The organism is Streptomyces sp. NBC_01294, assembly GCF_035917235.1.
GTDB classification, from domain to species: Bacteria; Actinomycetota; Actinomycetes; order Streptomycetales; family Streptomycetaceae; genus Streptomyces; species Streptomyces caledonius.
The window spans coordinates 5,228,059-5,242,884 of sequence record NZ_CP108423.1 but is presented as its reverse complement, the minus strand read 5'-3'; the positions used below and the strand labels follow the sequence as shown (position 1 = coordinate 5,242,884).

The 14,826-nt window shown below is 72.9% G+C and carries 10 protein-coding genes and 1 pseudogene; 5 read left to right on the top strand and 6 right to left on the bottom strand.

The features are described 5' to 3' along the window. Positions 1-11: 11 nt before the first annotated feature. Positions 12-2,264: an SF1B family DNA helicase RecD2 gene (gene recD2, locus OG534_RS23735; RefSeq protein WP_326590512.1), complete on the bottom strand. Its 2,253-nt coding sequence runs from the start codon at positions 2,262-2,264 to the stop codon at positions 12-14. Between the two features lie 281 nt (positions 2,265-2,545). On the opposite strand from recD2, the gene OG534_RS23730 reads away from it, so the two are divergent. After that, positions 2,546-3,082, top strand: a complete 537-nt coding sequence (locus tag OG534_RS23730; RefSeq protein WP_326590511.1) for a DUF937 domain-containing protein — start codon at positions 2,546-2,548, stop codon at positions 3,080-3,082. 38 nt (positions 3,083-3,120) lie between these two features. Beyond that, positions 3,121-3,627: pseudogene (locus tag OG534_RS23725) on the top strand (GNAT family N-acetyltransferase); the annotation flags it as partial. Here the strand turns inward: OG534_RS23725 and OG534_RS23720 are convergent. Beyond that, positions 3,533-4,489, bottom strand: coding sequence for an EamA family transporter (locus OG534_RS23720; protein WP_326590510.1), 957 nt, complete (start codon positions 4,487-4,489; stop codon positions 3,533-3,535). The pseudogene OG534_RS23725 and the gene OG534_RS23720 overlap by 95 nt on opposite strands. 100 nt (positions 4,490-4,589) lie before the next feature. Between OG534_RS23720 and OG534_RS23715 the strand changes: the two genes are divergently transcribed. Both OG534_RS23715 and OG534_RS23710 read left to right on the top strand, forming a co-directional pair. Further along, entirely contained in the window at positions 4,590-5,489 is a 900-nt protein-coding gene (locus OG534_RS23715) for a LysR family transcriptional regulator (RefSeq protein ID WP_326590509.1), read from the top strand. 542 nt (positions 5,490-6,031) lie between these two features. Beyond that, positions 6,032-7,834, top strand: a complete 1,803-nt coding sequence (locus OG534_RS23710; RefSeq protein WP_326590508.1) for a glycoside hydrolase family 3 protein — start codon at positions 6,032-6,034, stop codon at positions 7,832-7,834. A gap of 9 nt (positions 7,835-7,843) precedes the next feature. On the opposite strand, the gene OG534_RS23705 is transcribed toward OG534_RS23710, so the two are convergent. From OG534_RS23705 to OG534_RS23695, 3 genes are all read right to left on the bottom strand, one after another. Then, positions 7,844-8,056: a hypothetical protein gene (locus OG534_RS23705; protein WP_326590507.1), complete on the bottom strand. Its 213-nt coding sequence runs from the start codon at positions 8,054-8,056 to the stop codon at positions 7,844-7,846. A 144-nt stretch (positions 8,057-8,200) separates the two neighbouring features. Further along, entirely contained in the window at positions 8,201-9,631 is a 1,431-nt protein-coding gene (locus OG534_RS23700) for a S28 family serine protease (protein WP_326590505.1), read from the bottom strand. 84 nt (positions 9,632-9,715) lie between these two features. Then, complete coding sequence (locus OG534_RS23695) at positions 9,716-10,120, bottom strand: hypothetical protein (RefSeq protein ID WP_326590503.1); 405 nt, start codon at positions 10,118-10,120, stop codon at positions 9,716-9,718. A 179-nt stretch (positions 10,121-10,299) separates the two neighbouring features. On the opposite strand from OG534_RS23695, the gene OG534_RS23690 reads away from it, so the two are divergent. After that, positions 10,300-10,896, top strand: coding sequence for an EF-hand domain-containing protein (locus OG534_RS23690; RefSeq protein ID WP_326590501.1), 597 nt, complete (start codon positions 10,300-10,302; stop codon positions 10,894-10,896). 78 nt (positions 10,897-10,974) lie between these two features. Here OG534_RS23690 and OG534_RS23685 read toward each other — a convergent pair whose 3' ends face one another. Continuing rightward, on the bottom strand, positions 10,975-14,826 hold the full coding sequence (locus tag OG534_RS23685) for an ABC transporter ATP-binding protein (RefSeq protein ID WP_326590499.1): 3,852 nt from the start codon (positions 14,824-14,826) through the stop codon (positions 10,975-10,977).

Genomic DNA, 14,826 nt, shown 5'->3' with positions numbered 1-14,826 from the left:
TGATCGATCATCTAGGTGATGTTTCCCACCGGTATCCGGCCGGACAGCCTGGCGGCGACTGCCGTGTACCTCCTGCCTGCGGAAACGGTACGCACCGCCTGGCCGAGGGCCTTGCGGGACCCGACGAGGACGACCAGTTTCTTCGCCCTGGTCACCGCCGTGTAGAGCAAGTTGCGCTGGAGCATCATCCAAGCCCCGGTGGTGACCGGGATCACCACCGCCGGATATTCACTCCCCTGGGAGCGGTGGATGGTGACGGCGTAGGCGTGGGCCAGCTCGTCGAGCTCCGCGAACTCGTACCCGATCTCCTCGTCCTCCTCCGTCCGCACCGTCAGGCGCTGTTCGTCCAGGTCGAGGCCGGTGACGACGCCGACCGTGCCGTTGAAGACGCCGTTCGCCCCCTTGTCGTAGTTGTTTCGGATCTGGGTCACCTTGTCGCCCACCCGGAAGACCCGGCCGCCGAACCGCTTCTCCGGCAGGTTCGGCCGGGCCGGCGTCATGGCCTGCTGGAGCAGCCCGTTGAGGTTTCCGGCGCCGGCCGGGCCGCGGTGCATGGGGGCGAGCACCTGGACGTCCCGCCGCGGGTCGAGCCCGAATCTGGCCGGAATCCTTCGGGCCGCCACGTCCACGGCCAGCACCCCGGCCGCCTCGGTGTCCTCCTCGGGGAAGAGGAAGAAGTCCGGCAGGCCGTCCGTGATCGGCGGCAGGCCGGTGTTGATCCGGTGGGCGTTGGTGACCACCCCGGACTGCTGGGCCTGCCGGAAGATCCGGGTGAGGCGGACCGCGGGCACCGGGCCGCCCTCGGCCAGCAGGTCCCGCAGCACCTCCCCGGCGCCGACCGAGGGCAGCTGGTCCACGTCGCCCACCAGCAGCAGGTGCGCGCCGGGCGCCACGGCCTTGACCAGCTTGTTGGCCAGCAGCAGGTCCAGCATCGAGGCCTCGTCGACCACGACCAGGTCGGCGTCCAGCGGCCGTTCCCGGTCGTACGCCGCGTCCCCGCCCGGTTTGAGCTCCAGCAACCGGTGGACCGTGGAGGCCTCGGCCCCGGTGAGCTCGGACAGCCGCTTCGCCGCCCGGCCGGTGGGCGCCGCCAGCACCACCTTGGCCTTCTTGGCCCGGGCCAGCTCGACGATCGAGCGCACGGTGAACGACTTCCCACAGCCCGGCCCGCCGGTGAGGACGGCGACCCGGCGGGTGAGCGCCAGCTTGACCGCGTCCCGCTGCTCGGGGGCGAGCTTGGCCCCCGTCCGCCCGGCGAGCCAGCCCAGGGCCTTGTCCCAGTCCACGTCCTGGAAGCCCGGCATCCGGTCGTCCTCGGCGTGCAGCAGCCGGCGCACCTGGCCCACCAGCGACAGCTCGGCCCGGTGGAAGGGCACCAGGTACACGGCGGTCAGCGGGTCCGGCCCGCCCTGCGGGTCCGGCACCGGTTCCCTTACGACCCCTTCCGGGTCGGCGGCGAGCTCCGCGAGGCACTCGATCACCAGCCCGGTGTCCACCTGGAGCAGCTTGACCCCGTCGGCGATGAGCTTCTCCTCGGGCAGGAAGCAGTGGCCCTGGTCGGTGGACTGGGACAGGGCGTACTGCAGGCCGGCCTTGACCCGCTCGGGGCTGTCGTGCGGGATGCCGACGGCCTGGGCGATGCGGTCGGCGGTGAGGAAGCCGATGCCCCACACGTCGGCGGCGAGCCGGTAGGGCTGGTTCCTGACCACGGAGATGGAGGCGTCGGCGTACTTCTTGTAGATGCGCACCGCGATGGAGGTGGAGACGCCCACGCCCTGCAGGAAGACCATGACCTCCTTGATGGCCTTCTGCTCCTCCCAGGCGGCGCCGATCAGCTTCGTCCGCTTGGGGCCGAGCCCCGGCACCTCGATCAGCCGCTTCGGCTCGTCCTCGATGACGTCGAGGGTGCCGGTGCCGAAGTGCTCCACGATCCGATCGGCGATCTTCGGTCCGATGCCCTTGATCAGGCCGGAGCCCAGGTAGCGGCGGATGCCCTGGATGGTGGCGGGGAGGACCGTCCGGTAGTTCTCGACGGTGAACTGCTTGCCGTACTGCGGGTGGGAGCCCCAGCGGCCCTCCATGCGCAGCGATTCGCCGGGCTGCGCGCCGAGCAGCGAGCCGACCACCGTGAGCAGGTCGCCACTGCCGCGGCCGGTGTCGACGCGGGCGACCGTGTACCCGCTCTCCTCGTTGGCGTAGGTGATGCGTTCGAGCACGCCCTCGACCACCGCCAGTTGCACCGCCGTTGCCACGTCCGTTGCCATGCCCCGAAGCTACCGGGCGGCGCCGACAGCGCGTCAGGCCTGTGGACAACGCAACCCGTGGACAACGCAAAGGGGGTCCCGCCTCGCGGCCGGACCCCCTCACGGTTACCCCTCCCGTGTCGGACTTCCCGATCCCCCCAGATCCCTCCCCGGAAGTGTCGACGCACCATACGACCCGCGATCCCCCCGGAGGGTTGCACGCGGAACCACAGCTTTACTTTTCCGTTACCCAACGCCTACTCAAGGTGCCGGTGAATCAACACAGAAGTAGCGTTTCGGGCATGAGCGGACCTTCATTCCAGGACGACGTGCTGGGCGAGCTCGGCGACGACAAACTGACCGAGATCGCCGGACTGCTCGGCACCGACACCGACGACGCCCGCGACACCGTCGCGCAGACGGTCCGCGCCCTGACCGGCGACCTCCGGCAGAAGGCCGACGACGACGAGGTCAGGCAGGCCATCGCGGAGGTGGCCGAGCCGCCGCTGCAGGGCGTGGCCACGCTCGGCGGCGGCCTCGGGGGCATGCTCGGCGGCGGAATGATGGCCGGGGTGCTGGCCAAGGTGAGCAAGCCCGTGGCCAGCGCCCTCTCGAAGAAGACCGGCATCCCCGCGGCCACCATCAGCCGGGTCATCGAGATGCTGATCCCGGTGCTGCTCGCGGTGTTCGCCAGGCGCGCGGCCGCCGGCAAGGGCGCGGGCGCGCAGGCACCGACGCCCGGCGCCGCACCGGGTGACGCACCCGGCGCGGGCCCCGCCGCGGGCGGCGGCGGCCTCGGCGACCTGCTGGGCCAGATCCTGGGCGGCGGCAAGAAGTAACCCGTTCGGGGGTTCTCAGCCATAGAGTTGGCCCCATGGCTGAGAGCGTGCGGCTCCGGGACCCGGAGCCGGGGGACCTGGGTTGGATCGTGCAGCGCCACGGCGCGCTGTACGCCGCCGAGTACGGCTGGAACAGCGACTTCGAAGGCCTGGTGGCCCGGATCGTCGCGGACTTCGCCCAGGACCACGACCCCTACCTGGAACGGGTGTGGATCGCGGAACTGGACGGCCGCCCGGTCGGCTCGGTGATGTGCGTACGGGAGGACGGCGCACCCGGCACCGCCCGGCTGCGGCTCCTCCTGGTCGACCCCAAGGGGCGCGGCCGCGGCGTCGGCGCCCTGCTGGTGGGCACGGTCGTGGCCTTCGCCCGCTCGGTCGGCTACCGCGAGCTGGTCCTGTGGACCAACGACGTCCTCACCGATGCCCGCAAGCTCTACGAGCGCGCCGGGTTCACCCTGATCGCGCAGCGCCCGCACCGCTCGTACGGAGTGAGCCTGACGGGTCAGGACTGGCGCCTCCCCCTCCAGGAGGGCCGGCCGGGCTGAGCGCGGGCCGCGACGGCGCCAGCGAGGTCAGCGCGACGCCGCCGACGAGCAGGACGGCCGCCAGCCAGCGCAGCCCCGAGACGGACTCCCCCAGGACCAGGGCCGCCGAGGACATCCCGAAGACCGGGACCAGCAGCGAGAACGGCGCCACCGAGGAGGCCGGGTAACGGCGCAGCAGGTAGCCCCAGGCGCCGAAGCCGAACACGGTCGAGATCCACGCCACGTAGCCGATGACGGCCGCCCCGGACCAGTCCAGGGCGCGCAGCGCGGCCAGGTCCCGCTCCGGGCCCTCCAGCAGCAGCGAGAGGGCGAACAGCGGCAGCACCGGGACCGTGCACACCCAGACCATGAAGTTCAGCGCGTCGGGCGGGGAGGCCTTGCGGGTCAGGACGTTGGAGACGCCCCAGCAGGCGGCGGCCGCCACGACCAGGGTGAAGCCGAGCACCGGCCCGGAGGTTCCCCCGTCCACGGCCGCGACCGCGATCCCGGCCAGGGCCACGCCCATGCCGATCACGCGCACCCGGCCCGGCCGCTCGCGCAGGACCACGGCGGCGAAGACGGCGGTGAAGACGGCCTGGATCTGCAGGACGAGGGAGGACAGCCCGGCGGGCATCCCGGCGTCCATCCCGGTGAAGAGCAGGCCGAACTTGGCGATGCCGAGGGCCACGCCGACACCGAGGATCCACTTCCAGGCGACCTTGGGCGGCCCGACGAAGAACACGGCGGGCAGGGCGGCGACGAGGAAGCGCAGGGCGGACAGGAGCAGCGGCGGGAAGTGGTCGAGTCCGATCTCGATGACCACGAAGTTGACGCCCCAGACGGCGGCGACGAGCACGGCGAGCGCGGTGTGTACGGGACGCATGCATCGAGCATCGGCGCCACGACCATGTAGCACCAGCGCGAATCCCTACCGCACGGAATGAAGCATTGCTTACGCATGCACGCGGTGCCACGATGAAGACATGCTCGATCTCGCCCGGCTGCGCGCCCTGCACGCCGTCTCCGTCCACGGCTCGGTCGCGGGCGCGGCGGCCGCCCTCGGCTACACCCCGTCCGCGATCTCCCAGCAGATCTCCAAGCTGGAACGGGAGACCCGCACGACCCTGCTGGAGCGCCGCGGGCGCGGGGTCGCGCTCACCGAGGAGGCCCGTCACCTGGCCGACACCGCCCAGGAGTTGCTGGCGATCGTGGAGCGCGCGGAGACCACCCTGGAGGAGCGGCGCGGACAGCCGAGCGGGCTGCTGACGGTGGCCGCGTTCGCCTCGGCGGCGCGCGGGCTGCTGCCGGGCGTACTGGCCGACCTGGCCCGCCGCCACCCCGCCCTGGAGGTCCGCCTCACCGAGGTGGACCCGCACCTGTCCGTCGACCTCGTGGCACGAGGCGTCACCGATCTGGCGGTGGCCCACGACTGGGACATCGCCCCGCTGCCCGCGCCCGAGGGGATCGAGCAGGCGGTGATCGGCGACGACCTCTGCGACCTGGTCGTCCCGGCCGGCCACCCCTTCACCACGCGCCGGACCATCCGGCGCAGCGACCTCGGCGGCGAGCGCTGGGTCTGCCAGCCGCCCGGCCGCGTCTGCCACGACTGGCTGGTACGGACCCTGCGCACGGCCGGCTTCGAACCCGACATCGCGCACGTGGCCGAGGAGAACCACACCATCGTCGCCCTGGTCGCGGCCGGGCTCGGCGTGGCCGTCGTCCCCCGCCTGGGCACCGGCGCACTGCCGCCGGGTGCGGTGGCCGTCCCCCTGGAACCGGGCCCCGTACGCCGCTTGTACGCCCTCTGGCGAACGGGCGCGGCCCGCCGCCCCGCCATCACCGAGGCCGTACGAACCCTCCAGGAACACTGGGCGGCGGGCTAGGCGCGTCCGCCGGTTCCGACGGGACGGGAGTGTGCCGGGGCGGATCCCCGCAGGGCAGCCACTCCCGCCGGTCCCGACAGGGCCGCAAGCACGCAGGCCACCTCGCAGCCGCGGCCGCCGGTTCCGACGGGGTCGGGAGTGTGCCGGGGCGATCCCCGCAGGGCGCCGAACGCAACCACCCCGAACCCTCCGACCCCCCGCCACGTTCGGCGCCCGAGGAGACGCCCCGGCGCGCGCCCGGCCCCGCCGGAACCGGCCCCACCACCACAGCCCTGCCGGAGGCAACCGGCCCCGTCGGAACCGGCCCCACCACCACGGCCCTGCCGGAGGCAACCGGCCCCGTCGGAACCGGCCCCACCACAACGGCCCTGCCGGAGGCAACCGGCCCCGCCATCACCGCCACCCCCGCCGGAGGCAACCGGCCCCGCCCAGCCCAAACCGGCCCCCCGACCCGACCCACCCCGGGAGGGAAACGGTGGGACTTCGACAACACACCCCCACACAGCCAACCCGCCCGGAGGGCAACCGGTAGGGTCCGGCCCGTGCCGAACCACGCCTCCCGCCGGACCCTGCTCGCCGCGGCCGCCCTGGCCGCCGCCACGGCCGCGGGGGCCTCCGCCGCAGGGGGCGGCGACCACGCCCCCGACGACGCGCGCTCCCCCGGCGAAGACCCGGGCCGCCGTCCCGACCGGGCCCGGCTGCGCCACGTCGTGGCCCGGATGAGCCTCGCCGAGAAGGTCGGGCAGCTCTTCGTCTCGCGGGCGTACGGGCATTCGGCGACCGACCCCGACCCGGTGGACGCCGAGAAGAACCAGGAGATGTTCGGCGTGCGCACCGCCGCCGAGCTGGTCTCCCGCTACCACCTCGGCGGGATCGTCTACTTCGCCTGGGCCCACAACACCCGCACCCCGCACCAGATCGCGGCGCTCTCGGGCGGCCTCCAGCAGGCCGCCCTCACCACCGGCGCCCGGATCCCGCTGCTGCTCTCCACCGACCAGGAGCACGGCGCCGTCGCCCGGATCGGCAGGCCCGCGACCCTGCTCCCGGGGGCGATGGCGCTCGGCGCGGCCGGCTCCACCGCCGCCGCCCGGCGCGCCGCCCGCATCGCGGGCTCCGAGCTGGCCGCCATGGGCATCCGGCAGGACTACGCGCCGGTGGCCGACGTCAACGTCAACCCGGCCAATCCGGTGATCGGCGTACGGTCCTTCGGCTCGGACCCGCAGGCCGTGGCGGCCATGGTCGTCGCGCAGGTCCGCGGCTACCAGGGCGCCGGCGTGGCCGCGACCGCCAAGCACTTCCCGGGCCACGGGGACACCGAGACCGACAGCCACGTCGGCCTGCCGGTGATGCGGCACACCCGCGCCACCTGGGAGGAGCTCGACGAGCCGCCCTTCCGGGCCGCGGTGGAGGCGGGCGTGGACGCCGTCATGACGGCGCACATCGTCTTCCCCGCGCTCGATCCCTCGGGGGACCCGGCGACCCTCTCCCGGCCGATCGTCACCGGCCTCCTGCGGGAACGCCTGGGTTTCCAGGGGGTGGTGGTCACCGACGCCCTCGACATGGCCGGGGTCCGCCAGAAGTACGGGGACGACCGGGTCCCGGTACTGGCCCTCCTGGCGGGCTGCGACCAGCTGCTGAACCCCCCGGACCTGGGGCTCGCGCACCGCAGCGTGCTGGCGGCCGTCGAGGCGGGCGAGCTGACGCAGGCCCGGATCGAGGAGTCGGTGCTGCGGATCCTGGAACTGAAGTCCCGCCGGGGGCTGTTCGACGAGGCGCACCCCACGAGCGCGGAGGTGGACGCCACCGTCGGCATCCGGGAGCACCTCGACGCCGCCGACGCGATCGCCGCCGCCACGACGACCCTGCTGGCCGATCCCCGCGGGCTGGTGCCGATCGATGCGAAGGCCGCGCCGCGGCTGCTGGTCACGGGGACGGACCCGGTCTCCCCCACGGGTACCACGGGCCCCCCTACGGCCGTACTGGCCCGGGAACTGACCGCCCTGGGCTGCCGGGCCACCGCGGTGGCGCCCGCCCGCGCCGTGGCCGCCGCGGCCGGTCACGCGGCGGTGCTGGTGTGCACGTACAACGTCCCCGAGGGGAAGAGTCCGCAGCACACGCTGGTGGCGGACCTGGTCGCGACCGGCGTCCCGGTGATCGTGCTGGCGGTCCGCAACCCGTACGACCCGGCCCGGCTGCCGGCCTGCGCGGCGGAGCTGGCGACTTACTCCTGGACGGACGTGGAGATGCGGGCGGCGGCCCGGGTGCTCACCGGGACGCTGAGGCCCGCCGGCCGCCTCCCCGTCCCGGTCCCGGGCCGCTACCCGCTGGGCCACGGGTTGACCTGAAGCGAGCGGTCAGTGGGTGGCCTGCCACACGACGCCCAGGGCGACGACGGCGCCCGCGGACAGTACGGCGGCCGGCCGTGAGCGGCGCAGCGTGTACCCGACCAGCCCTGCCGTCAGCAGCACCACGACCGTGCCGACCGCGCCCTTCAGCAGGCCGTCCCCGTATCCGTACTCGCCGAAGTGCCGGGCCACCCAGGCGAACCAGGCGATCCTCATGTTCATCCCCCATTTCGTGATCTTGTGGATCGTAATCCGGGGTGTGGTGCACAGGGGCGGGATCCGGCCTGCTCAGCGGCGCGGGACACGGCCGGGGGGGCGCGCCCGCACCGTCTGCGGACACGCCCCCGGGCCGACTGCTACGGCCGGCTACCGCCGCAGCTGCGGCTCGCGCTCCGGCTCGTGCTGGTCGAGCTGCGCGTCCGGCGCCGCCAGCGGCGCCGCCCGTCCCGCGTCGGCGGGCGCGGCGGCCGGGGCCACCCCGGCCCACTGGAGGATCTTCGCGGTGGCGAGGGCTTTCTCGCCGTCCAGGAGCTTGGCGACGTTCGCCCCGTGGTTCGCGCCCGGCGCGGTCATCACGTAGCTGTCGCGCACCCCGTACCCGAGGCGGAACGGTTCAGCGCCCCACGGGTCGTTCTGCCCGTACACGAACAGCATCTGGTTCGCGTTGTCGCGCACCCACCTGTCCACGTCCGCCATGGCCCCCGGCTGGAAGGTCATGGGGATGTCGCGGGGCACGAAGTTGCGCGGCGGCTGGTAGCCGTAGCGGCTCAGGTTGCCCAGGTGCGGCTGCTTGATGTCCGGGGAGCCGAGCTGCGTACCCGCCTGGTAGTAGTACGGCGTGTACGTCTGGAGGCCCTGGTCGGCGTAGGCCGAGAAGCCGGAGATCGCGTCGATCGTGTCCCAGATCTCCTGGTCGGTGGCGGTGGCCGCCGTCGGGATCGAGGCGCAGTCGGCGAGCAGGCTGTACTGCCAGAAGGCCCACACGTAGTCGAGCACGACGGCCTCGTAGGCCTTGTCGAGGTTGCCGACGGTGGTGAAGGTCCAGCCGTTCTCGGCCGCGGCCACCGCGTACTTGGCCTCCAGCGGCTCGCGGCGCACGAGCGCCTCGCGCTGCACCGCGTTCAGCTTGTCGCGGCACTCCTTGGTGCCGACCTTGGCGAAGAACCGGTCGTAGGCCGAGTCCTCCTTGTTGACGACGTCGTTGGGCGCCACGTACGCGACGACGCCGTCCATGTCGCGCGGGTAGAAGCGCTCGTAGTACGTCGCCGTCATGCCGCCCTTGCTGCCGCCCGTGGACAGCCAGTTCTTCTTGTAGATCTTCTTCAGGGCGGTGAAGATGCGGTGCTGGTCACTGGCGGCCTGCCAGATGTCCAGGTGGGCCCAGTTGGCCGGGTCGGGCCGGGAGGGCGTGAAGAACCGGTACTCCATGGACACCTGGTTGCCGTCGATGATGGTCGTCGGCTCGCTGCGGCGCGGGTTGGTGTTGACGTTGTAGCCGGAGGTGAAGAACACCGACGGCCGCGAGACGTCCTTGTGCAACAGGGTCAGGCGCTGCTTGAAGGTGCCCTTCCACGGCTGCCGGTGGTCCACCGGCTGCTCGTAGTTCAGTACGAAGAAGCGGTAGCCGGGGTACGGCTTCTCCTCGATGAGGCTCATCCCCGGAATGCCGAGGATCTGGTCCTTGATGTCCGCGGCCGCCGGCTGCGCGGCTGTGGCCGCCTGCGCCGTGGAGCCGGCCGCACCCATGGTGCCGATGAGCACCACGAGTGACAGCAGCCATCCGAGCGTCTTGCGCATTCACCCTCCCCTTGAGTTCACTTCGGTCGCCGTGAACCTAGCCGGGTGAACACGCCATTGAACAGACCTAGTTGGGCCGCTCCCTCAGCACAGGATCCAGCCGGAATCGGCCGATCCGCCTGCCACGTTCCCCTTGACGTACACACAGCGGCTGATCGTCCCGACGGTGACGGGCCCCGCGTAGCGGGTGAACCGCCCGGCGTCGCGCACCGGGGCCCCGCCGCGCGGCTGGATGCTCACGGCCATCTGCCGCCGCTCGCCGGGCACTCGGGCCACGGTCATGGCGCAGGCCTGGGTGCGGCTCTTGTAGACGCGCACCTCGCCCGTCTCGAACGCCACCGTCCTCGCCAGCCGGCCCCCGCAGCTCCCGGCCGCCGCGGCCTGCGCCGGCGGCGCCGCGAAGAGCCCCCCGACGCTGAGCCACAGCGCCGCCGTGAAGGCCACCAGGGACGCGGCCCGGCGGCCGCGGCCCTTCCACCTCTGCAACACCCTGTCCCCCGATCGGTCGTACGTACAACGCGCGCACGCACGTACGACGTCCAGACCGCCCGGAAGGTTGCGGTGAGCAAGGACTCACACCGGGCGGGCCGCTCGCCCCCCGTACGAGTGCATCCGCAACTTCCCAGCGGGAGAACGGGAGTTCACCCACCCGCGGACGATTACGCTGGGTGACCACACACCCCCTCGCCGTAGCCGTGAAAGGCACCGACATGACGAACGACCTGCTCGACCGCAAGCTGCAGCGCGCCTTCACGCACCTGGACGCCGACCGGAGCGGGGTGATCGACGCGAACGACATCTTCGCGCTCGGCTCCCGGCTGCTGACCGCCCTCGGGGAGCCGGACGACTCGCCCAAGGCGGAGCTGGTGATGAGCGGTCTGGCCGACTTCTGGCAGGACCTGTTCACCGAGCTGGACATGGACCGGGACGGCAAGGTCACGCCCGAGGAGTACAAGCTGGGCATGACGCGGCTGTACGCGCAGGGCGGGCCCGCGTACGACCGCTCGCTGCGGCCTCTGATGCGGGCGATCCTCACGATCGTCGACACCGACGGCGACGGACGCATCAGCCCGGAGGAGTTCCACACGGCGCAGGAGGCCTTCGACACGCGGCTGGACCCCGCCGACACCGATGCGCTGTTCCGGCGGATCGACGCGGACGGGGACGGCACCCTGACCGTGGACGAACTCCTCGACGCGGTACGCGAGTACTACACGGGCACCGCCGAGGACGCCCCGGGCAACCTGCTCTTCGGCGAACTCTGATCGCCCGGGACGCCCCTGAGCCTCGCTAGGGCGTTTCGTCAAAGTACCGCCGGCCAGACGGGACTACGACGACCCAACCTAGGCCGCCGCGCGCTCGTCCTCGCCGGCGAAGGTGCGCCACAGCTCGGCGTACCGGCCGCCGCGCGCCAGGAGTTCGGCGTGGGTGCCGTCCTCCACGACCCGGCCCCGGTCCATGACCACGACCCGGTCGGCGCGCGCGGCGGTGGTCAGCCGGTGCGCCACCACCAGGGTGGTGCGCTTGCCTGCGAGCCGGTCCGTCGCCTGGTTGACCTGGGCCTCGGTGGCCAGGTCGAGGGCGGCGGTGGCCTCGTCGAGGAGCAGCACGTCCGGGTCGACGAGTTCGGCGCGGGCCAGCGCGATCAGCTGGCGCTGGCCGGCGGAGAGGTTGCGGCCGCGCTCGGCGACGGTGTGCAGGTAGCCGCCGTCGAGGGTGGCGATCATGTCGTGGGCGCCGACCGCGCGGGCGGCGGCCTCCACCTCGGCGTCGCTCGCCTCGGGCCGCCCGTAGGCGATGGCGTCGCGGACGGTCCCCGGGAAGAGGTAGGACTCCTGGGGGACGACGCCCAGCCGGTGGCGGTACGCGGTCAGGTCGAGCTCCCGCAGGTCCGCGCCGTCGGCGGTGATCCGGCCGGAGGTCGGGTCGTAGAACCGGGCCACCATCTTGACCAGCGTGGACTTTCCGGCGCCGGTCTCGCCGACGAAGGCGACGGTCTGCCCGGCGGGTATGCGCAGGCTGATTCCGGCCAGGGCCTCGTCCTTCTCGCCCCGCTCCTCGGCCGTGCCGTACCGGAAGCGGACGTTCTCGAAGGCGATCTCCCCGCGCAGCGACGGCAGTGCGCGCGGGTGCTCCGGCCGCGGGGTGGTGGTGGGCTCGCGCAGCAGTCCCTGGATGCGGCCGAGGGAGACGGTGGCCTGCTGGTAGCCGTCGAAGACCTGGGAGAGCTGCTGGACGGGGGCGAAGAACAGGTCGATGTAGAGCAGGTAGGCGACCAGCGCGCCGGTGGTGAGCGTCCCGGCCTCGACCCGGCCCGCGCCGACGATCAGCACGGCGGCCGCGGCGCCCGAGGACAGCAGCTGCACGAACGGGAAGTAGACGGATATCAGCCACTGGCCGCGGACCCGGGCCTCGCGGTACGAGTCGCTGCGCTCGGCGAAGCGGACGGCGCCGGAGTCCTCGCGGCGGAAGGCCTGGACGATGCGCAGGCCCGACACGGACTCCTGGAGGTCGGCGTTGACCAGGCTGACCCGGTCGCGGGCGAGCTCGTAGGCGGCGACGGACCTGCGGCGGAAGACGATCGTGCCGACGACCAGGACGGGGAGGGTCGCGAAGACGATCAGCGCGAGTTCCACGTCGAGGACGAGCAGGGCGGCCAGGATGCCGAAGAAGGTGAGGACGGAGACGACGGCGGTGACGAGCCCGGTCTGGAGGAAGGAGCTCAGCGAGTCCACGTCGGTGGTCATCCGGGTCATGATCTTGCCGGTCAGCTCGCGCTCGTAGAAGTCGAGTCCGAGGCGCTGGAGCTGGGCGAAGATCTTGACGCGGAGGGAGTACAGCACGCGCTCGCCGGTACGGCCCGTCATCCGGGTCTCGGCGAACTGCGCGGCCCACTGAACGACGACGACGGCGAGGGCGAGTCCGGCGGCCAGCCAGACGGCGCCCAGCACGGCCTGCTCCACGCCCTGGTCGATGCCGTTGCGGATCATGATCGGCAGCAGCAGTCCGGCGCCCGCGTCGACGGCGACGAAGCCGAGGCTGAGGGCGAGCGGCGCCCAGAACCCGCGGAGCAGGCGGCGCAGGCCGTAGCTCTCCTCGGCGCCTGCGGCGCGGGTCTCGTCCACGTCGGGCCGGTCCTCGGCGGGCGGCAGCGCGGCCACCTTCGCGAGCAGGTCGGGGGTGGCGGGGGCCCCGGCGACGGCCACGGCCGCGGCCGCGGAAGCCCCCGCTCCGGGCGCGCCGCCCGCGCCGCCCGCGCCGCCCGCGTCGGCGGACTCCTTCCCGCGGCGCCACAGCTCGGGGGTGATCCCGCCGGCGACCCTGCGCTTGGCGTTGACGGGCTCGGAGTCGATCTCGGCTTCGAGCTCGATGTCCCGTTCGAGGTCCCGGTCGAGCTCGCGCTCGAACTCGGTCATCGCGGGAGCGTCCGGGGTCCGCGGCGAGGCCGCGCCGAGCGCGTCGGGGTCGGTGAGCAGCCTGCGGTAGAGCGCCGACCGGCCCTGCAGCTCCTCGTGCGTCCCGAGGTCGGCGAGCCGCCCGCGGTCGAGTACGGCGATCCGGTCGGCCAGCGCGAGCGTCGAGCGGCGGTGGGCGATCAGCAGGGTGGTGCGCCCGGCCATGACGGCGCGCAGGGCCTCGTGGATCTCGTGCTCGACGCGGGCGTCCACGGCGGAGGTGGCGTCGTCGAGGAGCAGCAGCCGCGGGTCGGTCAGGACGGCCCGGGCGAGGGCGATGCGCTGGCGCTGGCCGCCGGAGAGGGTGAGCCCCTGCTCGCCGACCTTGGTGTCGTACCCGGCGGGCAGGGCCCGGACGAACCCGTCGGCCTGGGCGGCGCGGGCGGCGGCCTCGACCTGCTCGTCGGTGGCGCCGGGGTGCCCGTAGGCGATGTTGGCGCGGATGGTGTCGGAGAAGAGGAAGGAGTCCTCGGGAACGAGCCCGATCGCGCCGCGCAGGGACGCGTACGTCAGCTCGCGGACGTCGTGGCCGCCGACGCGGACCGTGCCGCTGCCGGCGTCGTAGAAGCGCGGCAGCAGGAGCGCGACGGTGGACTTCCCGCTTCCCGAGGCCCCGACGACGGCGATGGTCTCCCCCTCCGGCACGGCGAGCGAGAACCCGTCGAGGACGAGCCGCTCGGGGTCGTAGCCGAAGCGGACGTCGTCGAACTCGATGGTGGCGGGCGCGTCGGCGGGAAGGTCGTGCGCGCCCTCCTCGATCTCGGGCTCGGTGTCGATGAGCTCGAACACCCGCTCCGCGCCGGCGCGGGCCTGCTGTCCGACGGTGAGGACCATGGCGAGCATGCGGACGGGGCCGACGAGCTGGGCGAGGTAGGTGGAGAAGGCCACGAAGGTGCCGAGGGTGACCCGCCCCTCGGTGGCCATCCAGCCGCCGAGGGCCAGCATGGCGACCTGCGCGAACGCGGGCACGGCCTGCAGGGCGGGGGTGTAGCGGGAGTTGAGCCGGATGGTCCGCATCCGCCCGGCGAACAGCCGGCGGCCGGCGTCGCGCAGCTTGCCGGTCTCCTGCTCCTCCTGGCCGAAGCCCTTGACGACGCGGACGCCGGTCACGGCCCCGTCGACGACGGTCGCGACGGCGGCGGCCTGGCTCTGGGCCCACCAGGTGGCGGGGAAGAGCTTCTTGCGGCTGCGCTTGGCGATGAACCAGAGGGCGGGGGCCATCAGCAGGGCGACGAGGGTCAGCAGCGGCGAGAGCCACAGCATGACCGCGAGGGATATCCCGAAGAGGAGGAAGTTGCCGATCGTCATGGGCAGCATGAAGAGCAGGCCCTGGATCAGCTGGAGGTCGCTGGTGCCGCGGCCGACGACCTGCCCGGTGTTCAGCTCGTCCTGCCGCCGCCCGTCCAGGCGGGCGATGGTGCCGAACATGTCGGTGCGCAGGTCGTGCTGAACGTCGAGGGCGAGCCGCCCGCCGTAGTACCGGCGTATGTAGGTCAGCACGTACACGCCCAGGGCGGCGGCTATGAGCAGCCCGGCCCAGACGCCCATGGGCTTGCTCTGGTCCCCGATGACGTCATCGATGATCACCTTGGTGACCAGTGGCACGAGCGCCATGACGGCCATGCCGGCCAGCGAGGACCCGAGTGCGAGCAGCACGTTGGCCTTGTACCGCCAGGTGTAGCCGGCCAGCCGCCTGCCCCAGCCCTGTTTGTCCCCAGCCGCTTTCTGCGCCGCCGCCAC

Bases quoted from the DNA above. Each gene is read 5' to 3' on its own strand.
- recD2 (WP_326590512.1), bottom strand. From the start codon at position 2,264: ATGGCAACGGACGTGGCAACGGCGGTGCAACTGGCGGTGGTCGAGGGC.
- OG534_RS23715 (WP_326590509.1), top strand. From the start codon at position 4,590: ATGCTCGATCTCGCCCGGCTGCGCGCCCTGCACGCCGTCTCCGTCCAC.
- OG534_RS23705 (WP_326590507.1), bottom strand. From the start codon at position 8,056: ATGAACATGAGGATCGCCTGGTTCGCCTGGGTGGCCCGGCACTTCGGC.
- OG534_RS23730 (WP_326590511.1), top strand. From the start codon at position 2,546: ATGAGCGGACCTTCATTCCAGGACGACGTGCTGGGCGAGCTCGGCGAC.
- OG534_RS23700 (WP_326590505.1), bottom strand. From the start codon at position 9,631: ATGCGCAAGACGCTCGGATGGCTGCTGTCACTCGTGGTGCTCATCGGC.
- OG534_RS23720 (WP_326590510.1), bottom strand. From the start codon at position 4,489: ATGCGTCCCGTACACACCGCGCTCGCCGTGCTCGTCGCCGCCGTCTGG.